Below are 26812 nucleotides of genomic sequence, written 5' to 3'. Positions count from 1 at the left end.
CCACCAACAGCTAAGTTGATAGATAAGTTTATTTTTCTTGAAAATCTACCTTATATGATTTCCGGCTCTGTCCACATCCCATCTGCCCGGATGATCTCGATCAATTCATCTACCGCCTTTTCTGAAGGCACAGAACGTTTAATGACTTCTTTTCCTTTGTAGAGGGTAATTTTTCCTTTTCCGGATCCCACATATCCATAATCCGCATCCGCCATTTCACCAGGACCATTTACAATACAGCCCATGATCCCAATTTTGACTCCCTTCAAATGATCCGTTCGCTTTCGAATCATAGCTGTGGTTTCTTGCAAATCAAATAAGGTTCTTCCACAGGATGGACAAGAAATATATTCGGTTTTGGACATGCGGGTACGAGCGGCTTGCAAGACACCAAATGATACATTATTGTGTAATTTGATTTGATCTAAGACCTCCTCTCGAGTATGCCCCCCTTCTTTTTCCAAAGAAATCATAATCCCATCTCCAAGTCCATCGACAAGCAGGCCTCCTACATCCGTAGCAGCATAAAGCATCGTCTGATCTGAAGATTGATCAGGGTAACTCACCTTCACCACAACTGGGATCGAATTATTTTCCTGAATCAAGCTTACAAAAGCCCTCCTCAAAGCCGGCATTCCATGGGCATTTGTAGTATTTAAAATTAAAACTACATCGGTACGATCCTTTACAAGCTTAGAAGCAGCTTCAATTTCAGTATCTAAAACTTGAAGGAAGTTAAGTTCACTGTGAAAAGAACTGGCTGAATGAAATTCTATCAAGGAAAATAATGGGTACTTATTGGTTTGATCTTTGGTATTTTTCCAAACCTCAACATCCTGAATCTCCCGCATGCCATTTGGCAGCATAAAAGGAATGGGATTTTTTCCAGAGTAGACAAAATCACATCCCAGGTCATTCATTTTCCATTTATCCAATTCCGGAAGGTAAAAATGGCCCACAGCCTTCATTTCCTTTTCAGAAATATTCTCCACTCGAGAAATATCTGTAATCACACGGGGAACATTCTGCCCACCAAAATTATAGACCTCCTTGCTCTCCCTTTTTGTATGTTCAAATGGATTAATGGGATAATCAGTAATTGCTGAAATGGGCTGATGATTTTCCCGATGGGTATAGCGATCGATCAAAGCCTTGGCGACCGGAGCTTCAAATTCGGGGTCCTCAGTCAAGGAAACCCGCACGGTATCCCCCAGGCCGTCTTCTAATAAAGTTCCGATTCCAACGGCCGATTTGATCCGGCCATCTTCTGCTTCTCCTGCTTCCGTCACCCCTAAATGCAAAGGATACGGTTTGAAGCCTCCTTCATTCAATTTTTGGACAAGTAATCGGTAGGCTTGAACCATTACTTGGGTATTGGAAGACTTCATGGAGATCACGATGTCATGATAATTCTCTTCCTCACAAATCCTCAGAAATTCCAAAGCTGACTCCACCATTCCAAGCGGTGTATCTCCATATCGGCTCATGATCCGATCTGAAAGGGATCCGTGATTGGTACCTATTCGCATCGCGGTTCCATGCTCTTTACAGATTTTCACCAGAGGAAGAAAACGTTCACGAATCCGCTCCAATTCCTCTTGATAACTGGCATCTGTATACTCGATTACCTCAAATTTCTTTTTGTCTGCGTAATTACCAGGATTGATCCGCACCTTTTCAACGATTCGGGCAGCAATTTCCGCAGCATTTGGTGTGAAGTGAATATCCGCTACCAGAGGAGTTTGATAACCTCTTTTGCGGAGCTCATTTTTTATATTTTGAAGATTTTCAGCCTCTTTGATACTGGGTGCCGTAATCCGAATAAGTTGACAACCACTTTCGATCATTCGGATACATTGCTCCACTGAGCCTTGGGTATCCATGGTGTCAACGGTAGTCATGGATTGAACAACAATGGGATTATCCCCTCCGATGGTGACATCTCCTACTCGGACAGGGATCGTTTTCCGACGACTATATTGCGTTAAGCTATTGCAATAGTTGATTTCTGGGGATTGAATCAATGGCTCCATATGATCAAATATCTCCAAGTTGGGGTCTAATGGTTATTTCTTCAACAACTGAGGATGGGGACAGGTTATAAGCTGCCCATACCGAATCCGCAACGTCTTCAGCTTTCATAAATCGCTCGATAGGAAGATCTACTCCTTCCCAACTTGCGGTGTAGGTAGCTCCCGGCAAAACGGAAGTCACTTTAATTCCATAAGGCTTCATTTCTTCCCGTAAGCATTTCGTCATTCCTAACATGGCCCATTTGGAAATCGCATAGCTCCCTCCATTAGGATAAGCTGTGGTTCCTGCGATAGATCCCATGCTAAAGACATGCCCTGATTTACGTTTCATCATTTCTGGAAGAATAGCACGAACAAGATAATATGCCGAATAGAGGTTGGTTTGCATCATTAACTCAAAATTCCCATCAGGTTCATCATGAATAGCCCCTGGCAAGAATACACCAGTATTATTCACCAATACGTCAATGGGATCAAATGACTTTACTTTTAAAGCAAATTCCTGGACCTCTTCTTTTTTTGAAAGGTCAGCTACCTCCGTCAATACTCGAATACCTTGGAATTTACTTTCTAATTCCGATTTGAGATTATCCAAATCCGCCTGATGCCGAGCACAGGTAGCGATGTCAAATCCTTCCTCTGCAAATCGGAAACAAATTGCTCTTCCGATTCCTTTTGTACCTCCTGTGATCAGGATGCTTTTTCGCATAGTTTGTTCGTGATTCAATAGTTAGTATGACAACTATCTATAAGAAACAAAGTTATATTTTTTTTATCAAAAGAGCGCAGAGACCTGCATCCTTCCAACATGGACGATACGGTCCAGTCCTTGTGAATTTCGTCCTTCATATACTAAGTTCAATTGAAGGCCATTCCCAATTTTTTGCAGCCAGTTGATGGACCAAGTGATGTTTGTACCAGGAGTCAGAGCCTGTAGCATTTCATAGCCTACCGGGGAATTCACAATTCCATTGTAATCAATTTCAATCCATTTCAAATTTCCAGTCAATGTTGTTTGAATGGCTTTCGCGAAGCGAATATCCAAGCCTGATTGATGAAGATAGGCTCTCTCATTTCCTTCGAGATTTGCAAGATTCCTTTTTTGGGTAAAGGAATAATTGGTTGTAAATCGAAAGGAAGGGTTCGGTTGCCAAGCTAACTCAGGCCCCACCATAAACTGCTCAACGGTATAATTTCGATTATCCAAAAAATCAGATTGTGCCTGCTTTTGTCCCCGATTTCCAATGGCACGTAAAGTCATCGTACCACCAATATTATACCGAGTATTAAGTCTCCATTCCTGATTGATTTGATCCTCAAACCCACCCGCAAGCAACTGCTTGGATTGGGAATCAAAATAGGATAAATCGAGGCCATATTTGGCGGATGCCCGATTGAAAAATAAACTCGATCGCAAAACTTGACGAAGGGATAGTATATCCTCCCGATCCAATGACCCAATGAAAGGATTGATTCGATCCAAAAAATCATTGGAACTTACCTTTTTCTCGACACTCAAACTGGAAGTATTCGAAAACTTCGAAATGAATCCTTTGAAGCCACCAGACTCCTGCCATTCCCTTGGAAAACCTGCTTGTATTCGGTAATTCAAAATAGTGGTGTATGCCTGAACGTAGGTATCGGTAGGTACAAAAACTTTGATGTAGAGCTTTTCTTCTGGATTGATTGCGAGGTAAAATTCGTTTAACTGCTGAATACCATCTTCATTATCATCACGCCAAGTGTGGGTCCCATCTCCATTGGGTGCGGGCAAAAATACATACTCTCGCTGAAGTTCTCGCCCATTACCTAAAGCATAGCTTAATTCATTCCGTATCAGGTTTTTTCCCAGCGTCCCAAAATAATCTACCTTTCCCATGACCGTTAATTCCTCAGGCAAATCCCTCTGAAGGTAGCGCAGGTTACGATAGGTAAAGGTCGATTGAAGACTATGATTCTTCCACTGTTTTTGAAGTCTCATATTACCGGTGAAAGCTTTTGTATCATTGAGCAAATCTCCTTCAAATGGAGCCTTATCCGTTCGCCAAGCTGCATCAGCACGGAATTTCAGATTCAGACTGTCCTGATTTTGAATAAAAAGCATGTGCTCCTGAAAATTCATAGCGGTTCGAATTACTGAATCGCTTTCCGTATTTCGAACTGCATTTTGATCCAACGAAAATTGATACCCTGGAACAAAAATCTTGGATTGATAAGCAATTTGACCCAAATATCTTGTCCAATCAGATCGAACAGTATCTTGGTTACTCTTCAGCAAGAAGAACTCATTTTTCACCCTCCAACGTTTAGCCAACTCCAGGTCCCAATTTGCAGTATGCTGTTGACCGTTTAAAACCTCTTCCCTATTCCTCAGATACAATTGATAATCAAATCTGTTTCGAGCGTCTTTCTGTAAGGAAATATTGGATTTCAGAAACCGTTCAGCTGCAGTGGTACGGGCTAGTTGAGCAGGATCTATTCCCCAATTCCGATCAAATTCTATGTATCGAAAGCGATCAATAAAGTTGAAATTCTTGGAGTTGTATTCAAACTCCACTTGGCTTTTCAGAGAATATTCAGGTAAAAACTGAAGGGTTCGATTTTCAGAATTAATCCCCAGCTTCCAACCGAGCCCTTGGTTATCCGAATCATCCAATTCAGAGAAAAGGTTTTGATCTCTCGAAGACCATGCAACTTCAGAATAGATTTTTTCTTTCTCACTCAAATTAATTTTTGCTCCTGCTGTCAGCATTCCTCGACTATCGGGAGCTGGAAGTTGCGATAATATGGAATAATCCCCTTGTGGTTGTCCATTTACACGGGGAACATATTCAAAAACGGTCCCGTTTGCTAACTGATTAACTCTTCGATAATCTCCTTGCCCACTTCCTACTAGCGAAAAAGATAATTCAAAGTGAGCTAACTCAGGGTTGGTGCTGTATCGATAGAAGGTCAAAGGATTCCCTGCTCCATCCAACTCCACAATCTTCTCATATAAAATCTTGTTCACATCAAAGGCTACACTATCTATTCTCGGAATCATTGCATCCTCCACTTGATCTCCAACTTGAGCTAATAAAGCCAATTCTTCCTGTGAAAACTCCTGGAACAAGGGCCGGTTTCGATTATCTTTTTCACGGTAATAGTTCAAATAAATTTCTGCCTTTCCATTCGTTTGGAAATGATTTGCTCCCAAAATGGAACGGGAGAAATTACGCTCTGCATATTCAAAATCGACCCGAATTCGTGAATATTGAGTAATCAAAACGGATGGAGTAAAGGTGATTTCTGCCTGATTATAATCAATGACATAATCCGCATTAAAGCCTCGCTGAAGTTGTTTCCCGTCAACAAAAACCCGTTCAGAGTTAGCCATTACGATAATAAACCTTTCATTATTGGGGCCGGTCAACCGATACGGACCTAAAACACCTTCCAAAGCAGGAACAAGAATCGAGGCGAATTTACCTTTGGCAACAGATGCAAATCCCTGTGTAATTGCCTTCCAATTTCCCTTTTGGTATTGTGTTGTAAGCTGAAGTCCCTGAACATTTTTATAATACCGGAGAAATTCAGATTGCCTTTGCTGTAAAACCACATCCCCTGCAGCCAGATTGAAATCTTCATTGTATAACTCGATCAGCACATTATCAAAATCCTGTAACTGCTGTGTATTTCCTTCCGGCTGAAAGGGAACGTTCTGATCAGTAATACTTGCACGAATCCGAAGATCCTCGGCAATTTCTCCTTCCAGTTGAAGATTCAATGCAGAATTCACGAAAACGTTCTGTGTGTTTCCTACGGATATCCCACGAGTCAAACTACCGGATTTATACAAGTTTGTAGAAGGAAACAATTCCTCTCGAAAATCATATGTTTCCACCTGAACGGCTCTATTATCATAAAACCGTGCAGTTGAATCATAATCGGTCAATAACGTACGCTTGGAAATTGGGCGGTCAAACCGAATGGAAAAAGTACGATAACAAACGGTAAGGCTATCACTTGAAAAATTGGAGGGAATAGGAACTTGAAGCTGATTACTATTTAAGTCAAAAGAGAAAATCAACCCATTCCCCAAAGAATCCGGAAAGCGAATCGTTTCTTCGATCACGGAAAGCGAATCTAAAACTACCCCGGACCTGAGTAATTCAATCGGGAATTTTTGGCATTTCTCCTGAGCACTCAATTGAAAAATCGAGCCTAAAAAAAAACAGAAAATAAATACCCAGGTCCTCATATCCTTCAAAGCATCGGATCCAAAGTAACAAATGCTCCTTAATCTGTAAGAGGAAAGGTCAGATAAAAGGTCGTACCAACACCCATTTCAGTCTCAAACCAAATTTTGCCTCCTGCAGTCTCTACCCCACTTCGAGCGATCGCTAACCCCAATCCCGATCCAGTGGATTTCGTACTGAAGTTTGGAATAAATATTTTATCTCGAAGTTCAGGCGGAATTCCCTTTCCATTATCGGTAATTTCCAAAAAGACATCCTGCTCGGTCATCCAAAGCCAAACATCAATTTTAGGAGTTTTTCCCGGTTCTACAGCCTGAATTCCATTGATAATCAAATTAGAAATTACGCGACCAAATAGCTTATCATCGCCTTTGATTGGAATCTCATCTGTATACGAATCATCCTTGAATGTCAGTTCAACTCGCTCATCATTCATAAACAACTTAATGACTTTCAATAGTACTGCCTTGAAATTCATTCGCTCGTTTTTGGGAAGAGGCATTTTGGCAAAAGTGCTAAAAGAAGAGGCAATCCCACTTAACGCATCTACCTGGTGAATTAAGGTTTCAAATGACTCCCGAAGTTTGGTCGAATTGTCCAGTCTTCCCTCCTGTTCCAACCGCAGTAGATGCTGCAAGGTCAGTTTCATCGGGGTCAGCGGATTTTTGATCTCATGAGCTACCTGCTTCGCCATTTCTCGCCAAGCGGACTCTTTCTCCGTGGAAGCCAGGACTTTCTTACTGGATTCCAGCTTATAAAGCATGTTATTGTATTCGTTGACCAGCAACCCAATCTCGTCTTTTGCCTCCCAATGCATTGGTTCGTTATTTTCAAGATTAGTGGTTTTCAGTTTTTGGGTAAGCAGTTTGAAAGGAAAGGTGAGATTCTTGGACACAAAATAAGAAACCACTAAAAAGAGAATAAAAATGACCACAAAAGCATTGAAAATATTACTGAGAACATCTGCTATCAATACATTCAATTCTGATTCAGATTCAAAGAAAGGAACAGAAAGAATTCCTAAAATTCCTGACCCATTCACGTCAGGGATTGCGAGGTAAACAGACTTGTAAGACAGCTCACCGACTTTCTCATCTGCAAGAAATTGAACCTGATTTTTTTCAACGATTGCAGCCAGAGCCAAGGGATTTATCCGCTCTGAAAGAATTTTTTTATAAAAAATGTTGGGACGATTAGTCGCGATCAAGTTCCCGGCCGAATCATACAAATGCAGATCCGCAGCCACTGTATTTGCCAATCCTACCACTTCCTCATCAAGCGCTTCTGAATTAATTTCTGAAAGTGTTCTGTTACCAAGAAAATTGATCAAATTCCCTCTGATCAAATAAGACTTTTGAAAATATTGACGATCCAAATCTTCTCGATAGCTATTCGCCAATAAACCAATAGTGATAATTGAAATAATTATGATCGGGAAAAAGAATGCAAAATTGAGATAGAGCTGGAGTTTGGTGGAATAATTAAACTCCCACTTTTTATACCCTTTGAGGAGGGCATTGAAAAGAATTGCAGAAAAAGTCAAAATGATGAACACAACAAAGTAGAGCGAAATATTCCCCAAAAAGTAAGAGAAAGGTTGATTGGGAGAAGAAATCACCACCAATTCATCGCCATTTTGAATTCCTAAATGGTAGTACCCATCGGCATGAATTCCCGTTCGAAAGAGTTTGCCCTCGTCCAATCTATTCAAAAGAGTAGAACTCAAATAGTTGAAGTTTCCAACATTCCTTAAGAGTTCACCCTCCCTAAAAACAGCATAGTCATAGCTTACCGGATCCAACCGATCACTGAATTCCCGATCTAAAAGCAAGCGAGGATATACGGAACCGGGTTGGACTCGAAGTTGGGTTAACTCCAAATAAACAGTTCCCAAATTACTCCCATCCCGAATAACAGGAATGAAGGTTACAAATTGATTTCCTTGATCTGCTTGATTTCCTCGAATGAAATAAAGCCCGCGTTGGCTGGTTAAATAGTCCGATTTTATGTATTGATCTCGAAGTTCATTGAAGCTTCGAGCATCTTGCGTATTTATCAAATCTTGACCATTCGCTGAAAAAACTCGGATATTCACTTCAAACTGATCAAAGTAATTATCGAGGTAAATTCTCCGGATTTTTGTTTCAATCGGCTCCTTAGAAAGAAGCGGATCTGATAGTCTATTTTGAATGAAAAGGTCAGACTGAATTCTTCCGAAAACTTCTCCCAAGAAAAATTCAGTCATGACATCGCTCTCGATTAAATTCTGTTTTGCAAACCGAGTTTTGGATTGATTCAGCTGCTCTCCCTCTGTTTGAAAGGTAGAAAGCCCTGCAATGATTGCACAGACCAGACTGGCGAAGAAGAAAGTTAAAAAGGTATTGAGCCCTAATCGGAAGACATGCTCAAAAAGCTTTAACCGAATTATAGCATAGAGGAAACCCAGATGAACCAACCATGAAACCCCGAGCCAAGTTGAAAACAAAAAGAGGATAATCGCGATTGGAATTCCAAGGATCAATAAATATTTGGTAAAAAAGCCGCGGTCTGATCGAAGTTCAAAAAGTAAACTAACCAAGGTGAGGCTAAACATAACATATACTCCTGCCCATAGAAAAACAATTAAAAAGCTGATCCCTTCGAACCATCCAAACGTTGGGATGGCAGAAATATCCATGGACCATTGGGAGTTTTCTATCAGATCTTGAGGAAGGAACCAAACATTGAAAAATCCTATGGAGGAAATCAAAAATAAGATCCCAAAAAAGACTTGATGGTCCCGATCCGTATCCAGTACTTTGATTTTTTTCTGAACTACCGGCGTTGCAAATTGATAAGCCAGCATTCCACCTACTACTACTCCGAAGACCGTATTGACCAGTAAGTCTCCCAAACTTGGATTTAGCCAGGAAGAAGCATAATTCGTTGGGTCGAAAAGCTTTTGATTGAAATAAGAACCTGGGAAGCTTAGTAGGAGCATGACTAATCGAAATGCAAAAAAAACCAAAGCTCCATAGCCTATTGCTTGCCATCGCCTTCCTTTTCGCCATTTCCTAAGAACAAAATCCGAACTGAGAATGAAGTACAATAGGAAGACAGAAATGAAAAATATCAATATGGCTGGATTAGCAATACGCCCAGCAGATTGATATCCAAACTCAAAATCAAGTCCAAAGAGGGGAATTCCTGCAGCATTTGTCACCAGGAAAGCTGCGTTACCTGAAGGTTCAGAAATCCGGATTTGATCATTTCCAAACAAGCGGCGATTAGCTCCTGTAAGCAAGTAATCATTGGAAATAGAACCAGGCCAATACAATCGAAAAGCATGGACTACATAAAAAGAATCTCCATTCCGGGATAATTTTCTAGACTTCAATAAAAAGGTACCATAAGGATCCTCCACCACTTGATATTCCTTGGAAAGATCCACTTGATCCAAATCGAAGCTAAAAGAGAAATCCGTCCAATAGAGTAGCTTTTCTTCAATGTCAAGAATAAAAAAGGGATGATTTTTTTCGGGGGCCGAAACTTGCTCAAAACTCAATTGCTCATCAGGACGAACATCCATAAGGATCTGTACAAAATCCTCATCAAACTCCCGGTCTATTTGGATGATTTCGTCTTGAACAGCTTGATAAAATCCCTCTTCCTCGCTCTTCTGAAAGAAAAAGAAATTCACAATCAAAACGATAAGCAAGGAAAGGGCACTGATCAGGATGATCAGCCTTTTGATATTTGAGCTCATTTCCTCTAAAAATAAAAAAAGCAAAGTCTTGATTCAAACTTTGCTCTAAGGAGAATTATCGGATTGCGATTTTAGACTTTCTTTTTTTTGCGGCACGATACCAAAGCAAGCCAATTACCAAGGCAATTAAATAGGGCATGGCGAATAAATAAAGGATCCCCGTATTCAATCCTGCCCCAATTGTGGTGTCTCCATTACTAACATTATTTTCCACGGAGGCCCGGCACATGGCACATTGAGCCCATGTTGTTACCTGAAATCCAAAAAAGAAAATAATGACTAATACTGATTTTAACTTCATACGTTTTGAATCACCCTAATGGGATTACTTAATGAGTGTAATATGGTGAAATCATCAAATAAACGATAACACCTGTAACAGATACATACAACCAAATGGGGTAAGCAAATTTAACTACTTTTCTATGTTTTGCCCGCTGATCAGTGTATCCATAGTAATAAGCGAAAAGAATCGGAAATAGTGCCACTGCTGCCAAAACAATATGAGATATCAAAAGAAAATAATAGACCGGACGAATCCATCCCTCTCCACCAAAAGGCGTGCTCTCCGCAGCACCATGATATACCACATAAGAAACTAGGAAAATGGCTCCTAAAACAAAAGCCACACTCATCGTAGCCCCATGATAATTGTACATTTTTTTCTTCACGAACATCAAACCAAGCAGCAAGGCTATACTAGCTGCAGAATTAATCACGGCATTCAGATGGGGTAAAAAATAAACCCATTCAGCACCTACATCTACTTTTTCTGGCATAAAAAGTAAAACTGCCACTAACAAGGGGACTAGAACTGAAACGAAAATGATCCAGTTCTTTACTTTAGCCTCATTCTGAAGAAGCGAATTATTGTTTTCCATGAAGCAATACTTTTGTTTCTAACATTAACAAATCTACGTCCTCTCTGTTTGTCCCGCTGTAATATCCCCTGATTCTCCCTAACTCATCTACTAAAACAAACTTATCACTGTGTACAAAATCATCTGGATTCCCCATTCCGTCAATAGTTGGGAGGACAAAGCCACATTTTGCTAATTGATAGGTAAGTTCAGGTGGACCCGTCAAAAAATGCCATTTACCTGGAATCGCATTATGACGGTCTGCGTATTCCATCAAAACCTGTGGCGTATCGTAGGTCGGATCAATGCTAATAGACATGATTTGAACCATGGGCTCATCTCGAAACATATCATTTACTCTCTCCATTTCCTTTGACATGATTGGGCAAATGCTCGGGCAGGAAGTAAAGAAGAAGTCTACAATGGTAATTTTTCCCTCCATTTCTTTTCTACCCACTGATTCACCGTACTGGTTGGTGAAGGTAAATTCGGGAATATAATGTTGGGTACTGTCATTGGGTGGACACTCCATAAATGGATTACTAACTCCATTTTCATAAAATACGGGTAAGTCGTATTTATTTTCCCCAAAGTTTTTTAGAAACAGAATGATTAGTACCGGTATCAACAAAATACAAACAAGTACTAACCCTTGTAAAATCCTCAATCCTTTCATAATGTCCTTACAACAAAAAAGTAGGTTGAAGTGTCACACCTCAACCTACTTTTTTTATCCATTTTTATTTTTATTCTACCAGCGCATCATAAAGATGTCTGTTCCTTCTTTTGCAAGTGCAATCAGTAACCACACCAAGAAAATCAATGGTACAATGATGGAATAGAATAAAGGCTTCACTTCATCACCAAGGTGCATAAATTCCATCATGATGTATTTGGCTTTCCAAATCGTCAAAATGATGAAAAGTGCATATAAAAGTAAACCTCTATCCATGGTAAACGCCATGATAAACTCAGCTACAGTAATAGCTAGAAGGATTCCTGCTGTTTTCCAGATTTTCTTTATTTTTTCATTATTCCGAGGAATAACTTGAAGTGTAGATTTAGAATCTTGGATTTCCATTTCTTAATTTCTTTAATACGTTAGATCAGATAGAATAAGGTAAATACGAAGACCCATACCAAGTCAACGAAGTGCCAGTATAGACCGATTTTTTCAATCATTTCATAATGACCTCTTCGATCATACACACCCACTGCAGCTTGATAGAAAGCCAAGAATAACAAAACAACACCGATTGTTACGTGGAAACCGTGGAAGCCAGTAATGAAGAAAAATAGCTGGGCAAATGCTGGTGGTCCATATTCGTTAACCACTAAATTGGCTCCAAAAACAGTTTCTGTAACTTCTCTACTCAAGGAGTTGATGTAAGTCATGATAGAACCAGTATCGGTTCCGTGAATGAAGTGATTCCACTCCCAAGCCTGACAGCTAAGGAAGGTAATTCCACCTACCATCGTCCAAAGCATCCACTTTACTACATCATTTCTATCATTTCGATGTCCAGCTTCCACTGCCAATACCATGGTCACAGAGCTAGAAATCAAGATAAATGTCATGATACCAACAAACACCAATGGAGCGTGGAATCCATGAAGGAAAGGAACTGCCTCGAAAACCAATTCCGGAACTGGCCAGTATTCATTAGATCCAATAAAAGAATCAAGAGGACCATTGTAAGATGGATAGCTCAAGCGAATGGAAAGGTAACTAATCAGAAAAGCAGCGAATGTGAAGATATCCGATAATAGGAAAAACCACATCATCAGTTTTCCATAACTAGCCTTGAGAGGTTCGTTACCCCCGCCCCAAGTGCCCCTTTTCGAGCTAACTCCTATTGCAGTAGAATGCGCAGACATATGTTATTTATTTGTACCAGGTAAATTAATGATTCAAAAGCAAAAACATAAAGAGATAAATCCACAAACCACCTAGAAAATGCCAATAACTAGTGGCCATTTCCATTGTATCCATAGATTGAGAATGAACTTTATATCTGAAAGACGAAATTAATACAATAATCAGAAATATCACACCGCTAATTAAGTGAAGCCCATGCAAGCCGGTGAAAACATAAAGGAATGAACCGGACGGGTTCCCAACGAAGAAAACCTGACGATCCACCAAGGCAACCCAACTATACCATTGGCCCACCAAAAAAGCTATTCCAAGGACTACCGCCAGTGTCATACCAATCCGCAATTGTAGCAGATTGTCTTTTTTGGCTGAAAGGTAAGCCCAATGTAGAAAGACAGAACTCAAAAGCACAATACCCGATGTATACCAGAAAATTTCCGGTAAATCATATTCTAACCAATTCCCTTCAGCTTGTCTAACAATATAAGCACTAGTTAAAGCAGCAAATATCATAACCACAGTAACCATGAAGAGCCACAAGGCAAACTTCTTAGGATGCATGGAGATTGGTTGCTCCACCAAATCGACATATTTTAGCTCTTTTTCCATGTTATGGTAGTTTGTCTAATAGGTAAGCTATTTGTACGATCGGTAAATAAAGGAAAGATCCGAACATGATTTTCAGCGCAGACTTCCTTGAACAATCACGCATTAAAGTGAAGGTTTGCGCAAGAAAAAGAACTCCGCAAATCGTGGCTACAATCCCTGAATTCAAGCCAGTTAATCCAAAATATGTTGGAAGAAGTCCCAAGGGTAATAAGAAAAGGGTGTAAATCATGATTTGAATAGCAGTATTCAAATCTTGGCCACCTCCGCTTGGCAACAATTTAAAGCCAGCTCGTTTATAATCTTCGTCACTTACCCAGGCAATAGCCCAAAAGTGAGGAAACTGCCAAATAAATTGAATCCCAAAAATGATCAAAGCTTCATAACTGATCGCTCCTGTCGCTGCTGTCCATCCCAACAAGGGAGGCATCGCCCCTGGAATTGCACCAACAAAAACAGCAATAGGCCCCACTCTTTTCAAAGGAGTATAAGCAAAAACATAAAGAATCATGCTCAATACTCCCAGCCAAGTGGTCAATGGGTTAGTAAATATCCAAAGAAGCGTAATTCCAAGAAATGCTACTAAAATGGTAAACCAAGTAGCTTCTTTTACACTGATGATTTGAAGGGGTAAAGGACGATTTTGAGTTCGCTTCATCAGCTTATCCAAATCCCGCTCCATAATCTCATTGGCGGCACCAGATGCTCCTGAAATCAAAAATCCACCTAAGGCTAAACCAAGGAATCCTGACCATCCAAAATTAGGACTGGAATCTCCAAGGATATACCCGAATACAGCAGAAAAGGTCACTAAAGCCGAAAGTCGAACTTTAATGAGTTCTGCATAGGCTTTAACTCTAAGAATTAAAGCTTGAAATATACTATGGTCAGTTACACCAACTGTCCTCATGCCGGATTTGAAATTAAAGTCAAACCTTTTTGGGTTTTGAGTTGAAGTATTAACATAAACTGTACTCCTATAATCAAAGACCCAACTAATAGATGGATGGGTTGTAAAAAGGCTGGTATTGCAAAATATGCCATACCTACACCTGAGGCAATCTCAAATAGAATCAATAGAATCAGAACTTGAGACCACATATTGGAAGAGGATTTTCGATGGGTGTATCGAAAAACCCAGATGAAATACACTACATGCACTAGCAATAGCAATAGTGAGAAAGATCTATGGATGATAAAAATCATCCCTGCACTTTCTACCCAAGTATCCCGCATCAATCCACCAAGCTGGAGGGCAATCTGATCAATGTGCTCCCGAACTTGCGTTCCCATCACAACTTGAACCAACATTAATATAGTTCCAAGGATCAATAAACCCTTTAGTTTGAGTGGAACTTCATCCAAAGCTTTTTCCTCTTTATCCAAATACAAGGCTCTATGATTAATATAAAGCAAAAGAGCAACAAGGAGCAATGCAAGAATCATGTGAAGGGTAATCATCCATTCCAATAAGTTGGTTGAAACCACTAAGGAACCTATCCAACCTTGAAATAGAACAAGAATCAGAGAAAACACGGAGAGAATGGGAATCCATCTATCTCTAGACCAAAGTTTGAAAGATCTCCAAACGGTGAGAATAATGAATAATCCGATGACCACTCCGATTAATCGATTCACGTATTCAATCCAAGTTTTGGTGGCATTAAACTCCTGCTCAACCAAAATGGACTTGTCTGTTGCTATGCGATTCGCAGCTTTTTCAAAACCCAATTTTTCAAGTGTAGCTACAAACCTTTCGTTTTTAGCCAACCTTTTTTCAAGGTAAATCTCCTGATAATTTTTTGGGAGCTGATCCACACTTGTCGGTGGTATCACGCTCCCAAAACATTTCGGCCAATCGGGACAGCCCATACCAGAACCGGTACTTCTGACAATCCCTCCGACCAGTATGAGAAAATAAACAGCAACCACCGTCATCAAACTGATACTGCGGAAGCTGTAAATTTCTTTATGATTCTTTTGCTTCATTAGCAACCAAAGCCTCGGATTCTTCTTTCATAATTTCCAGCTCCAATTTCACTAGCTCTTGCTCGTGAGGAAGATTGGATTCTGGGGTAGCAGAAAGCGGAACTGTCTGAGGAATGAAATCTTCCTTAGCTCCAGGCTTGGAGTAATCATAAGGCCAACGATAAACTGTTGGGATTTCTCCAGGCCAGTTTCCGTGACCAGGATGGATTGGAGTTGTCCATTCCAATGTATTGGATCTCCATGGGTTTTGAGTTGCTTTTCTTCCTCTATACATAGAATAGAAGAAATTGAACAAGAAGATAAACTGAGCAGCAAAAGTGATAATAGCCGCAACAGACACAAACATGTTCAAATCAGTATACATGTTAGAGAACTCAAAACCTGTCCAAGAGTAGTATCTTCTTGGGAATCCAGCAATACCGATGTAGTGCATTGGGAAGAATACCATGTAAACCCCAACGAATGTCAACCAGAAATGAACATATCCCAATCTGGCATCCATCATTCGACCAAACATCTTAGGGAACCAGTGATAAACACCTGCTACCAATCCAAAGAATGAAGCCGAACCCATTACCAAGTGGAAGTGGGCAACTACGAAATAGGTATCATGCAATTGAATATCAATAGCAGAGTTACCCAAGAAAATACCGGTAAGACCTCCAGAAATAAAGAAGGAAACCAAACCGATGGAGAACAACATCGCTGGAGTAAAAATCAAGTTTCCTCTCCAAAGCGTTGTCAAATAGTTAAATACTTTTACCGCAGAAGGAATCGCAATAATCAATGTCAGGAACATAAAGATAGATCCCAAGAAAGGATTCATTCCGGACACGAACATATGGTGAGCCCAAACGATGAATGAAAGGATGGTGATCCCCAACATGGAAATAATCATTGCCTTATATCCAAAGATTGGCTTTCTTGAATTGGTCGCAATTACTTCAGAAGTAATACCCAAAGCAGGTAGTAATACGATATAAACTTCAGGGTGCCCTAAGAACCAGAATAAGTGCTGGTACAAAACAGGGCTTCCGCCTGTGTTTGGCAATGCCTCTCCTCCAATATAGATATCAGATAAGTAGAACGAAGTACCAAAACTTCTATCAAATACTAGCAATAAAGCAGCGGCAAACAATACAGGGAATGACAATAGACCGATGACAGCAGTTAGGAAGAACGCCCAAATGGTCAATGGAAGTCTAGAGAATGACATCCCTTTTGTTCGAAGGTTAATTACCGTTGTGATGTAGTTAATACCCCCCAACAAGGAAGAAGCAATAAAGAAGGTCATGGCAATCAACCACAAAGTCATTCCAAGTCCAGAACCCGGAATAGCTTGTTCCAGAGCAGATAATGGAGGATAAACAACCCATCCACCACCAGCAGGTCCGGTTTTAATAAATAGGGAAATAAACATGATCACACTGGAAATAAAGAAGAACCAGTAAGACAACATGTTCATAAACCCTGATGCCATATCACGGGCACCAATTTGAAGTGGAATTAGAAAATTGGAGAAAGTACCACTCAAACCAGCAGTCAATACGAAGAATACCATGATGGTACCATGCATTGTAACAAGCGCCAAGTAGAACGTTTGATCTAATTGACCGGTTTCCGTGATCCAACCGCCTAGCAATGGTCTTAGCCATTCCAAATTCATATCTGGGAAACCCAGTTGAAGTCTGAAAAGAACAGATAAAAGACCACCAATCAAGGCCCAAAATATACCTGTCACCAAGAATTGCTTTCCGATCATTTTGTGATCGGTAGAGAAGATATATTTGGTCACAAAATTGTCATGATGCTCATGATCATGATGATCGTGTGCTGTATCATGTGTTGCAACAGATGCTGTAGCCATAGTTATTGTTTTTGTGTTTTTTCTTTATTGAATTTCTGCCACTTCTTTCACCTCTACTTCTATCCCCTCAGCCAAGGCAGGATTCATCTGAAGAAAGGTCTTTTGTTCCGTAAGCCACTTTTGGTATTCCTCAGGCTCAACAACCTCGATAACTCTTCGCATTGAATTGTGACCGCGGCCACAAATTTCCGTACAAGCAATTTCATAAACGAATTCAGGATCGTTCAATTCTGCTCTCATTTCAGCAGTAGTTTTGGTAGGTACAAACCAAAAACGAGTAGGCATTCCAGGAACTGCATCCATTTTCAATCGCATATGCGGAGCAAAAACTGAGTGCAATACGTCTCTAGCTCTAATTTTGAATAATACCGGCTCCCCTTTTGGAATTACTACAACTGGAGAAGGAAAGTCATCTACAGAGTTCTGATCTGTAAAATCAATCCCCATCGGATTAATTGCAGTTGTAAGTCTATAATCGTAATCTCCCAAGACATTATCTTGACCTGGATAGCGGATATCCCAAGCAAATTGATATCCCATGATTTCTACTACATGCGCTTTTTCAGGAGCAGGAGCTGTGATGTCAGACCAAGCCATCCATCCAGTAATTACTAGAATCGCTAGAACTACTGCAGGTACAGCGGTCCAAATAACCTCCAATTTGTTGTTTTCTGGATAAAAGGATGCTTTTCTATCCTCCTTATATTGATACTTATAAGGGAAAATGAATAGCAAAATGTGGGTAATGATAAACACGATACCCGTAACAGCCATTGTAACCCAGAACAAATTATCAGTAACCGCTCCATGCTCAGAAGCAATAGGAAGCTGGTAGTTATGGAATTCTTTGATCGAATACCAAAACATCAAACCACCAATTGCTACCAAAAAGACCAAGAATAAAAAGGCATTCACCTTATTGCTTCCCGTAGCAATTTTTTTGTCAGAGCCTTTGACTACAGATACCAAGGTTTGGATCCGATAAACCATCCAAACAATGGATAAAAGGAGAACTACCCCAACTGCAATTAGAAATCCGTACATATTATTACTATTTCAAGTTTGTATTAAATGTGATGATGATAGCTTTCTTCAAGCATTGGGTGATTTTTCGGAATCAAGTTTCCTTTGGCCAGTCCTCCAAGCACAACCAACGCCACTGCTGAACCATAAACCAAGAACGTTCCAATTTCCATAAATCCAATACCTCCATTGTGACCCAAAGTACCTGGCTGAACCATCAAGAAGAAGTCTACCCAGTGTCCTACAATCAACAATGTACATACTAACTTAAGGAAAATTCCATGTCGCTTGGCATCTCTAGTCATAAGAACTAAGAAAGGTAGGACAAAGTTCATCACAATATTTACGAAAATGAACCCTCCATACACGTCACTTTCCAATCTCTCAATAAAGTAAACTGATTCTTCAGGTATGTTTGCATAATAGATCAAAAGGAACTGTGAAAACCATAGGTAAGTCCAGAAAATGGAGAACCCAAATACGAATTTTCCAAGGTCATGAACGTGGTTTTCATTTACCATTTCCAAATATCCTTTTCCTTTCAAGAAAATCACCAATAAAGTAATGGATGAAAGACCAGCTACAAACCAAGATGCAAATACATACCATCCAAAAAGAGTGGAGAACCAGTGTGTATCAATTGACATTACCCAGTCCCATGCAGAAATAGAAGAAGAAACTGCAAAGAAAACCAAGAAGTAAGCAGACCAACTTCTCATTTTGAACCAGTGGGAAGTTCCTCCTAATTGGTCTTCAGCTGCTGCAATTTTCTTGAATTTGGAGAAGAAGAATACCCAAAATCCGAAGAAAATAACCATTCTAGCAATGTAGAAAATAGGGAAAGTTCCTTTCTCCATCGGCCAGTAGAAAAATGCTCCCTTTCCATCAATGATTGAATCATATTCTGGAGAAGCTTTATCAAATAGCTCAGCATGCCACCAGTGGAACAAATCATGCCCCATCAAAAAGAAACTAGCAACCATAAGAATTGCAGCGATTGGAAGCCAATTTCCGAACGCAAGCATTACTCGAGTAATCGGTGCAGACCATCCTGCTTGCGCAGCATATTGAATAGCAAAGAAGAAAACACCAACAATAGCAATACCTGTGAAGTACACATTGTTGATCCAAATATTGGCGAATAGTCGTTGATACCAGTGGAAAGCATGTCCCCCTGCCTCGGCTCCTTCTTCAGCATGACCTCCACCCATCATAGCCAATACAATTCCTACTACCAAAAGCGCAGCCCCAATTAGGAGTACGGTCATGATAGACTTTTTGATTCCGGCAGTGAAATCAAATTTTTGATCTAGGTTAAAATTCTGAACTTCGTGAGCCATGATTATTGCTTCTGAATTACTTGTTTAACATAGGAAACGATCTTCCAACGATTTTCAGGAGTAATCTGAGAACCATGAGCTCCCATTCTTCCTTTTCCTTTAGTGATCACATGGAAAATATGACCTTCTGGAAGATTGATGTAAGCACCACCTTTTAGGTTTGCTACACCACCGATAATTTCACCTACTTTACCGTCTCCCTCGCCACCTTTTCCATGGCAAGCAGAGCAATATTGAGTGTAAAGGGTTTCACCTTCTTTGATGATCGCATCATCGACAGTTAAAGGATTTTCTACCAATGCTGCCTGCTCCAATTCAAAAGCCTGCAAGCGATAAGGAAGCATCCCATTTTTATTTCGAGGAACAGTACCCGCAACAGGCTCCCGCATGTTCATTCCATGAGGATTGTTGATGTTACTATTAAAGAATTCACCCTTTTCGTCCTCCCGATTGGAAAGCCAAGAACCTTGTGATTCATCTTTAATTTGAGACAAGGGCTCGTAAGGAACAGAATGGTACATTTGAGGGGCATATTCTAAGCCTGGATTATCTTCTCCGGCTCTACAGCCTGCAAGGATTGACCCAGCCAATGCTACTCCCAAAATCCCAAGTTTATTCATCATTTTCATATTATCGGGAATTACTCGTCAAAACTTTTATTGTTTACTTCAGAAGCACCAGAGGAAGAAAGGATTTCCTTAATTTTTTCCTCATCCATGCCCGAATTAACCGCCAAATCAATAGCCATTACATGTTTGTCATCCGTAATTCGGAGATCAAAAATTCGAGGCTGAGCCCAAGGCTTCAAGTTCGAACTAACCATAAATACACCTACCATACCGAAAGCAGCAAGCAATACGGTCATTTCAAATGAAACTGGAATGAAATCAGGGAAAGCTGCGAAATCTTTACCACCAATAATCATTGGCCAGTCAAATTTCATCATGTAAAACTGCATGGTTAATGCAAGGGATGTTCCAAGCATACCGAATAAGAAAGCTGCAATTGGAAGTCTACTTCGCTTGTATCCTAAAGCATGCTCTAATCCATGCACAGGATAAGGAGAATATACTTCGTGGATTTTCACACCACTTGATCGAACTTGCTTCACGGCATTCATCAGGACATCTTCGTCCTCATATACGCCTAAGACAAAATGAGTATCTCTTTCCATATTAATTAGCAGCTTTTTCAGATGAAGATTTCAACACTGACTTCACCTCTGCCATGTTGATCACAGGGAAGAACTTGGCAAACAAGAAGAATAAGGTGAAGAATAGACCGAAGGTGAATAAGTATACCCCAACATCAGCCCAAGTCGGATAAAACATCGCCCAAGAAGAAGGCAAGAAGTCTCTGTGAAGAGAAGTAACGATAATTACAAATCGCTCGAACCACATACCGATGTTTACAACCAAAGAAAGAATGAAGGTTGCAACAATAGAGGTACGGATTTTCTTAATCCAGAACAATTGAGGTGAAATCACATTACAAGTCATCATTGACCAGTATGCCCACCAGTAAGGTCCCGTAGCACGGTTGATGAAAGCATATTGTTCTGCTTCAACACCTGAATACCAAGCGATGAAGAATTCCGTGATATATGCAATACCTACAATAGAACCTGTAATGATGATTACAATATTCATCAATTCGATATGGCCCATTGTAATGTAATCTTCCAATTTGAAGACCTTACGTGTAATGATCATCAAGGTCAATACCATTGCAAAACCAGAGAAGATCGCACCAGCCACAAAGTATGGAGGGAAGATCGTCGTATGCCATCCTGGAATTACAGAAGTTGCAAAGTCAAAAGAAACGATGGTGTGTACAGAAAGTACCAAAGGTGTTGCAAGACCAGCCAAAATCAAGGAAACAGATTCATATCGCATCCAAGTTTTTGCGGCACCATCCCACCCAAACGAAAGCGCACCATAAATAGTCTTTCTTAAACCAGTAGCTCGATCTCGGATTGTTGCAAAATCAGGAATCAAACCAATGTACCAGAACACCAAGGAAACCGAGAAATAGGTAGAGATCGCGAACACGTCCCACAAAAGAGGCGAGTTGAAGTTTACCCATAAGGATCCGAAGGTATTTGGAAGTGGAAGCGCCCAATAAGCCCCGATCCAAGGACGTCCCATGTGAATCACCGGGAACATCGCAGCACAGATAACCGCAAAAATGGTCATCGCTTCTGCAGCTCGGTTAATGGATGTTCTCCACTTTTGGCGGAATAGCAACAATACTGCTGAAATCAGCGTTCCGGCGTGACCGATACCGACCCACCACACGAAGTTGGTGATGTCCCAAGCCCAACCGATGGTTTTGTTAAGACCCCACATCCCGATTCCTTCCCAAAGGGTAGCAACTAGGGCGATGGCTCCAAGTGCCAACACGCCAGCGGCAGTCAAAAAGGCCAGAAACCAAGCCAAGGATGGTTTGCCCTCCACTTGACGCGAAACGTCGTGCGTGACGTCGTGATAGGTTTTACCGCCGGTGACTAATGGCTGACGTACGGATGAAGTAACCTGCATAGTTTATAAAATTATGATTACGCTTCGTTTTTGTCTTTATTTCTGATTTTGGTGAAATACCATACGTTTGGACTCACGTTGATTTCCTCCAACACGTGGTAAGCACGCTCTTCATTCACTTCTTTCAAAGGAGAAGTAGTGTTTTCCTCGATCTTCAAAAGCTTAGAAATTCGGCTTTCCGGATCGTTCATATCACCAAATACTAAGGCGTCAGTAGGACAAGCAACCGCACAGGCTACATTGATATCTCCGTCTTTCACCTTACGCTTTTCACGCTTCGCTTCCAGTTTTCCAGCTTGGATTCGCTGAACACACATGGAGCATTTCTCCATTACACCTCGAGCTCGAACGGTAACGTCTGGGTTCAATACCATTTTACCCAAATCGTCGTTTTGAGCTACGTTCACTCCAGCGAACTGAGAATTGTCATGGTACTTGAACCAGTTAAATCGACGAACTTTGTAAGGACAGTTGTTAGCACAGTAACGAGTACCGATACAACGGTTGTAAGTCATCTGATTCAGACCTTCAGAAGAGTGGGTCGTTGCAGCTACAGGACATACTGTCTCACATGGAGCATTGTTACATTGCTGACACATCATTGGCTGGAAGGTAACCTCAGGATTTTCTGAAGCTTTCTCCAATCCGTCCAAATCATCAGCTGCCGCATCAGAAGAATAATATCGATCGATACGGATCCAAGCCATTTCACGACGATTCAAGACTTCTTGCTTACCTACAACGGCCACGTTGTTTTCAACCTGACAAGCTACAGAACAAGCAGAACATCCAATACAGGAGTTCATGTCAATCGCCAATCCCCAGTGATGCTGAGAGTATTGGTGGCCTTTCCAAAGGGAAATTTTCGAAGGCTTAACAAATTCACCTTCCTTGTAAATCTCTGGCTTATATCTACCAGCAGAAGCATCTTGCTTGTATTCAGCCAAGGTAGCTTCCTGAATTACGTTTTCACGACCCATGAATGTCTGATGGGTCTGAGTTCTTGCGATTTTATAGCTATCCGCAGTAACTTCTACAGTTACACCAGAAGTAATATCAAAATTCACAAAGCCAGCAGAAGCGTCTAGGAGTTCATAAGCATTCACCCCTACTCCATTTCCTACTCGACCAGCTTTTGTTCTTCCGTAACCCAATGCCAAGCCAAAGGTACCTTCAGCTTGTCCAGGCTGAATCAAAACTGGAACAGTCAATTGCTTTCCGTTTACATTGATTGTCGCCTTTCGGGTATTCTCCTCGACCATCGTAACACCATTTTCAGTCGCCCACTTCTGAGAAACAGTCAAATAGTTGTCCCAAGTAGCCTTGGAAATAGGGTCTGGAGTTTCTTGAAGCCATGGGTTGTTAGCGAAAGTACCATTACCTATGGCCACTTTGGTATAAAGAACCAATTCAGCACCTGAGTTTTCAGCACTGTAAGTTCTTGCAACTGCAGCTGCTGCAGCAGCAACATCTCCTACAGGAGCAACTGCTTCGCTTTGTCTTTCGATTGCCAACACACCATTATAAAGTGATTGATCCCAGAATTCCTGGAATTCACCACCCGTTTCTAATTGGGTGAACAAACCAGATTCCCAACTTTGCTGCAAGAAATCATAGTAAGAAGTGGTGTCTCCAGCCCAAACCAAGAAAGATTCCTGCGCTTGACGAGTATCAAACAAAGGAGAAATGGTAGGCTGAGAAAGAGAGAAATGACCTGGTTTTGGTTCGAAGTCATTCCAAGACTCTAAATAATGATGATCTGGAGCAATAGCTTGTACCAAAGAGGATGTCTCATCCATGGTCATGTTTGTCGCTACACTGAATCGAGCTTTACCGATACCTTCAGCGATTTCTGCGCCTCTTGGATGATCATAAACTGGGTTACAATTGTAGAATACAACTGCGCCAACTCTACCTGCATTCAAATCAGTTACAAATTGGTTCATAACAGCATCATTTCCTTTTCGGAAATTGACTGGGGAACCGAAATCTACTGTTGAACCATTATTTCCAAGCAATTCATTGATTGCATGAACGACAGTTTGGACGTTAGGATCATTAGAACCAGAAATTACCAAAGAAGCACCTCTGTTAGCCCAAAGTTCGTTAGCCGCCTTTTCCAAATGGGCAACTTCAACAGCCGGAGCTGAAACAGTAGATGCACCTGCTTTGGAAGCGATCATATTATATAATGCCAATACAGCTAACCCACTTTGAGAGGCTTTAATTGGCGTACGGTAGTCAGCATTTGCACCAGTAAGAGATAAGTTGGACTCAAACTGGAAATGACGTGACATTACTGGATTTTCCTTGCTGATCTTACGGGTCTTTGCATATTGACCGGCAAATTCAATTGGAGAAATCCAAGAACCTAAGAAGTCTGCACCAAAGGATACAATGGTTTTGGCTTTATCGAAAAAGTAAGAAGGAACTACTGATTGGCCATAATAAGTTTCAGAAGCTTTTGCAATACCATAATTGGACAAAGGATCGTACATGATCACCTCAGCACCAAATGCCTCTGAGAATTGCTGCAATGCTTTTTCAGTAGACGGAGAAAGAATGGTATTTGCAACAACTTTTACGGAACCGGCACCAGCAAGCTTTGATTTCACTTCAGCATCCAAACTCGCCCAATCAGTCTTCTGACCTCCCAAATATGGGCCAGCAAGTCGTTCTTTATCATATAGTGAAAGAACAGAAGCTTCAACGATAGCATTTACTTTTCCCTTATTAATAGGAGAAAGCTCATTTCCATCGATTTTAATAGGACGACCTTCCCGTGTTTTTACAACGATGGAAGCATAATCACCACCGGAAGCAAAAGTTGATGCGTAATAGTTTGGAATGGAAGGGTGGATATCAACTGGTTTGTTGACATAAGGGATCGCCTTTCGAACGGGTGCCTCACATGCTGCCAAAGAAGCAGCAGCCAAGCTAAAGCCCATCAATTTCAGAAAATCTCTTCGAGAAGCATTTCCATCCTCGGAAAGCGTGGAGGGAAGTTCAGGAAATTCCCTATCTGCGTTTTTAACAAACTCTGGATCGTTGCTGAGTTGCTCAAGCCCTTTCCAGTATGTTTTTTTAGTTTCCTTCATTTTATGATCTAGGAATAGAATTTCAGAATGATTTTAGTAGTGACACTTTGCACACTCAAGACCACCGATGTCCTTCACTTTCAAGGCATCCTTGGAATCAGCATGGAGTTGTACCAATTTGTCATAATACTCATTTCCACCAGCAGCAATTTCTGTCTGACGGTGACAGTCAATACACCATCCCATTGTCAGGGAGGAATATTGATAAACCACTTCCATCTCTTCGATAGGACCGTGACAAGTCTGGCACTCAATACCACCGACTTTCACGTGCTGAGAGTGGTTGAAATAAGCTAGGTCAGGAAGGTTGTGAACGCGAACCCATTCAATTGGCTGGTTGTTATCGATCGCGTCATAAATTTTTTGAATCTCAGGTGAAACTCCCTCTTTGCCTTGTAGATTTTGCACGTGCATGTGGCAGTTCATACAAATATTCGCAGAAGGAATATTCGCTGACTTTCCAATTTCTACACCGGTGTGACAATATTGACATTCAATTTCTAAAGTACCAGCATGGAGTGCATGAGAATAAGCGATTGGCTGAGTAGGTGCATATCCTTGCTGCACACCCACAGAATACAAACCGTCAATTGCTGTCTTTGCAACCAAGGCTACTACCAAGGCAGTCACGATAATTACAAACGCATCACTCTTGAGGACTTTACCTAATTGAAATTTCTGGGATATAAATTCTTTATCCTCTTCATCCAATTCCTGCTTGTTGACATACTTGGTAAGGATAGAAATAATCAAGCCTAAAACAATCAAGATCAACAAAAGAACGATAACAAGAACAACCACGATGATGGTAAGGTACTCCGTAGGGATTCCGCCTCCGCCACCTTCACCTCCTGCAGCACTGGCAGTGGCAGCAGCTGCAGCAGCTGGATCTACCTTATCACCATATTCGATGTATGACAAGAGATTGTCCAAATCAGCGTCAGACAAAAATTCATGAGAAGGCATCATCAAGTTATTATACTCCGCATACAATGCATTGGCATAGTCATCGCCAGATGCGATAACAGCCTGTGAGTTTTTGATAAAGCTCTTTGCCCAATCTGGAGATCTTCTGTCAGTAATTCCGCGAAGTGCAGGACCTACTGCTTTTTGATCTAGTTTATGACACTGCTTACAGTTTGCGTTGAAAACTGTCTTTCCCGCCGCAATGGCTTCCTCACTGTCACTTACCGCCGGATCAGCAGCAAAAGCCTGCCCACCCAGGAATAAGAAAAACAGCAATGCCAGCGTGTGGAATTTCAATGGAACTCCTACTAACGAGCGTTTGGATAACATATTATAGCTAATTAAATAGTTTATTCGGTCCTCTTTAACCCCTGCAAAGGTAGTATCAAGGGTTTATTTTTCAAATATGGAATTTTTTAAGAAGCTTTAGAAAGTGAAAATCTATTTACAATTATAGATCATTGATTTACAATAGGTTATAATTGAAAATCAAGCGCTTTATTTATTTAGAATTATTATAAATAATATTGTTTTAATTCGGGAAAAGAATGGCACCAAAAACCTTGGTTTTTCGGGTTAAATCTCTAAAGCCTGGTTTGGAATTTTTGGTTTTTCAGACTTTGAAAAAAAT

20 protein-coding genes are annotated in these 26812 nt (G+C 40.8%); all 20 read right to left on the bottom strand.

Annotated elements, in window-relative coordinates; genetic code table 11:
* Positions 1 to 50: 50 nt before the first annotated feature.
* The 20 genes from ispG to HWE15_RS06230 all read right to left on the bottom strand — a co-directional run bounded on the left by ispG (position 51) and on the right by HWE15_RS06230 (position 26511).
* Complete coding sequence (ispG, locus tag HWE15_RS06325; RefSeq protein ID WP_290506667.1) at positions 51 to 2033, bottom strand: (E)-4-hydroxy-3-methylbut-2-enyl-diphosphate synthase; 1983 nt, start codon at positions 2031 to 2033, stop codon at positions 51 to 53.
* Positions 2034 to 2037: 4 nt separating this feature from the next.
* Entirely contained in the window at positions 2038 to 2742 is a 705-nt protein-coding gene (locus HWE15_RS06320; RefSeq protein ID WP_290506666.1) for an SDR family oxidoreductase, read from the bottom strand.
* 66 nt (positions 2743 to 2808) lie between these two features.
* Entirely contained in the window at positions 2809 to 6147 is a 3339-nt protein-coding gene (locus HWE15_RS06315; protein ID WP_290506665.1) for a hypothetical protein, read from the bottom strand.
* Positions 6148 to 6311: 164 nt separating this feature from the next.
* Positions 6312 to 10016 (bottom strand): ATP-binding protein, encoded by a 3705-nt coding sequence (locus tag HWE15_RS06310; protein ID WP_290506664.1) that lies wholly within the window; start codon positions 10014 to 10016, stop codon positions 6312 to 6314.
* A gap of 55 nt (positions 10017 to 10071) precedes the next feature.
* A complete protein-coding gene (locus HWE15_RS06305; protein ID WP_290506663.1) occupies positions 10072 to 10317 on the bottom strand; it encodes a hypothetical protein in 246 nt (81 codons plus the stop codon).
* Between the two features lie 28 nt (positions 10318 to 10345).
* The gene (locus HWE15_RS06300; RefSeq protein WP_290506662.1) at positions 10346 to 10897 is read right to left on the bottom strand and encodes a DUF420 domain-containing protein; all 552 of its coding nucleotides are present in this window, start codon (positions 10895 to 10897) and stop codon (positions 10346 to 10348) included.
* Positions 10884 to 11552, bottom strand: a complete 669-nt coding sequence (locus tag HWE15_RS06295; protein WP_290506661.1) for an SCO family protein — start codon at positions 11550 to 11552, stop codon at positions 10884 to 10886. The genes HWE15_RS06300 and HWE15_RS06295 overlap by 14 nt, the downstream gene beginning before the upstream one ends.
* Positions 11553 to 11627: 75 nt before the next feature.
* Positions 11628 to 11957 (bottom strand): cytochrome C oxidase subunit IV family protein, encoded by a 330-nt coding sequence (locus HWE15_RS06290; RefSeq protein ID WP_290506660.1) that lies wholly within the window; start codon positions 11955 to 11957, stop codon positions 11628 to 11630.
* A gap of 20 nt (positions 11958 to 11977) precedes the next feature.
* The gene (locus tag HWE15_RS06285) at positions 11978 to 12754 is read right to left on the bottom strand and encodes a cytochrome c oxidase subunit 3 (RefSeq protein WP_290506659.1); all 777 of its coding nucleotides are present in this window, start codon (positions 12752 to 12754) and stop codon (positions 11978 to 11980) included.
* Between the two features lie 25 nt (positions 12755 to 12779).
* Positions 12780 to 13361: a cytochrome c oxidase subunit 3 gene (locus HWE15_RS06280; RefSeq protein WP_290506658.1), complete on the bottom strand. Its 582-nt coding sequence runs from the start codon at positions 13359 to 13361 to the stop codon at positions 12780 to 12782.
* Position 13362: 1 nt separating this feature from the next.
* Positions 13363 to 14268: a heme o synthase gene (gene cyoE, locus HWE15_RS06275; RefSeq protein ID WP_290506657.1), complete on the bottom strand. Its 906-nt coding sequence runs from the start codon at positions 14266 to 14268 to the stop codon at positions 13363 to 13365.
* The gene (locus HWE15_RS06270) at positions 14265 to 15347 is read right to left on the bottom strand and encodes a COX15/CtaA family protein (protein WP_290506656.1); all 1083 of its coding nucleotides are present in this window, start codon (positions 15345 to 15347) and stop codon (positions 14265 to 14267) included. The genes cyoE and HWE15_RS06270 overlap by 4 nt, the downstream gene beginning before the upstream one ends.
* A complete protein-coding gene (locus HWE15_RS06265) occupies positions 15328 to 17214 on the bottom strand; it encodes a cbb3-type cytochrome c oxidase subunit I (RefSeq protein ID WP_290506655.1) in 1887 nt (628 codons plus the stop codon). The genes HWE15_RS06270 and HWE15_RS06265 overlap by 20 nt, the downstream gene beginning before the upstream one ends.
* A 24-nt stretch (positions 17215 to 17238) precedes the next feature.
* Complete coding sequence (locus HWE15_RS06260) at positions 17239 to 18258, bottom strand: cytochrome c oxidase subunit II (RefSeq protein ID WP_290506654.1); 1020 nt, start codon at positions 18256 to 18258, stop codon at positions 17239 to 17241.
* 23 nt (positions 18259 to 18281) lie between these two features.
* Complete coding sequence (locus tag HWE15_RS06255) at positions 18282 to 19577, bottom strand: quinol:cytochrome C oxidoreductase (protein WP_290506653.1); 1296 nt, start codon at positions 19575 to 19577, stop codon at positions 18282 to 18284.
* A 2-nt stretch (positions 19578 to 19579) separates the two neighbouring features.
* Complete coding sequence (locus HWE15_RS06250) at positions 19580 to 20206, bottom strand: cytochrome c (protein WP_290506652.1); 627 nt, start codon at positions 20204 to 20206, stop codon at positions 19580 to 19582.
* A gap of 11 nt (positions 20207 to 20217) precedes the next feature.
* Positions 20218 to 20751, bottom strand: a complete 534-nt coding sequence (locus tag HWE15_RS06245; RefSeq protein WP_290506651.1) for a DUF3341 domain-containing protein — start codon at positions 20749 to 20751, stop codon at positions 20218 to 20220.
* Position 20752: 1 nt separating this feature from the next.
* Entirely contained in the window at positions 20753 to 22117 is a 1365-nt protein-coding gene (gene nrfD / locus HWE15_RS06240) for an NrfD/PsrC family molybdoenzyme membrane anchor subunit (protein ID WP_259415452.1), read from the bottom strand.
* A 17-nt stretch (positions 22118 to 22134) separates the two neighbouring features.
* Positions 22135 to 25215 (bottom strand): TAT-variant-translocated molybdopterin oxidoreductase, encoded by a 3081-nt coding sequence (locus HWE15_RS06235; protein ID WP_290506650.1) that lies wholly within the window; start codon positions 25213 to 25215, stop codon positions 22135 to 22137.
* Positions 25216 to 25248: 33 nt separating this feature from the next.
* The gene (locus tag HWE15_RS06230) at positions 25249 to 26511 is read right to left on the bottom strand and encodes a c-type cytochrome (protein WP_290506649.1); all 1263 of its coding nucleotides are present in this window, start codon (positions 26509 to 26511) and stop codon (positions 25249 to 25251) included.
* Positions 26512 to 26812 lie beyond the last annotated feature (301 nt).

Source organism: Algoriphagus sp. (genome assembly GCF_013373065.1).
In the GTDB taxonomy this organism is placed as follows: Bacteria; Bacteroidota; Bacteroidia; order Cytophagales; family Cyclobacteriaceae; genus Algoriphagus.
Note: the sequence above shows the minus strand (reverse complement) of the source record. Positions and strands in the feature narration are given on the sequence as shown.

Excerpts from the sequence above, each read along its gene's own strand:
- ispG (WP_290506667.1), bottom strand. The coding sequence starts at position 2,033 with ATGGAGCCATTGATTCAATCCCCAGAAATCAACTATTGCAATAGCTTA.
- HWE15_RS06320 (WP_290506666.1), bottom strand. The coding sequence starts at position 2,742 with ATGCGAAAAAGCATCCTGATCACAGGAGGTACAAAAGGAATCGGAAGA.
- HWE15_RS06310 (WP_290506664.1), bottom strand. The coding sequence starts at position 10,016 with ATGAGCTCAAATATCAAAAGGCTGATCATCCTGATCAGTGCCCTTTCC.
- HWE15_RS06305 (WP_290506663.1), bottom strand. The coding sequence starts at position 10,317 with ATGAAGTTAAAATCAGTATTAGTCATTATTTTCTTTTTTGGATTTCAG.
- HWE15_RS06300 (WP_290506662.1), bottom strand. The coding sequence starts at position 10,897 with ATGGAAAACAATAATTCGCTTCTTCAGAATGAGGCTAAAGTAAAGAAC.
- HWE15_RS06295 (WP_290506661.1), bottom strand. The coding sequence starts at position 11,552 with ATGAAAGGATTGAGGATTTTACAAGGGTTAGTACTTGTTTGTATTTTG.
- HWE15_RS06290 (WP_290506660.1), bottom strand. The coding sequence starts at position 11,957 with ATGGAAATCCAAGATTCTAAATCTACACTTCAAGTTATTCCTCGGAAT.
- HWE15_RS06285 (WP_290506659.1), bottom strand. The coding sequence starts at position 12,754 with ATGTCTGCGCATTCTACTGCAATAGGAGTTAGCTCGAAAAGGGGCACT.
- HWE15_RS06280 (WP_290506658.1), bottom strand. The coding sequence starts at position 13,361 with ATGGAAAAAGAGCTAAAATATGTCGATTTGGTGGAGCAACCAATCTCC.
- cyoE (WP_290506657.1), bottom strand. The coding sequence starts at position 14,268 with ATGAGGACAGTTGGTGTAACTGACCATAGTATATTTCAAGCTTTAATT.
- HWE15_RS06270 (WP_290506656.1), bottom strand. The coding sequence starts at position 15,347 with ATGAAGCAAAAGAATCATAAAGAAATTTACAGCTTCCGCAGTATCAGT.
- HWE15_RS06265 (WP_290506655.1), bottom strand. The coding sequence starts at position 17,214 with ATGGCTACAGCATCTGTTGCAACACATGATACAGCACACGATCATCAT.
- HWE15_RS06260 (WP_290506654.1), bottom strand. The coding sequence starts at position 18,258 with ATGTACGGATTTCTAATTGCAGTTGGGGTAGTTCTCCTTTTATCCATT.
- HWE15_RS06255 (WP_290506653.1), bottom strand. The coding sequence starts at position 19,577 with ATGGCTCACGAAGTTCAGAATTTTAACCTAGATCAAAAATTTGATTTC.
- HWE15_RS06250 (WP_290506652.1), bottom strand. The coding sequence starts at position 20,206 with ATGAAAATGATGAATAAACTTGGGATTTTGGGAGTAGCATTGGCTGGG.
- HWE15_RS06245 (WP_290506651.1), bottom strand. The coding sequence starts at position 20,751 with ATGGAAAGAGATACTCATTTTGTCTTAGGCGTATATGAGGACGAAGAT.
- nrfD (WP_259415452.1), bottom strand. The coding sequence starts at position 22,117 with ATGCAGGTTACTTCATCCGTACGTCAGCCATTAGTCACCGGCGGTAAA.
- HWE15_RS06235 (WP_290506650.1), bottom strand. The coding sequence starts at position 25,215 with ATGAAGGAAACTAAAAAAACATACTGGAAAGGGCTTGAGCAACTCAGC.
- HWE15_RS06230 (WP_290506649.1), bottom strand. The coding sequence starts at position 26,511 with ATGTTATCCAAACGCTCGTTAGTAGGAGTTCCATTGAAATTCCACACG.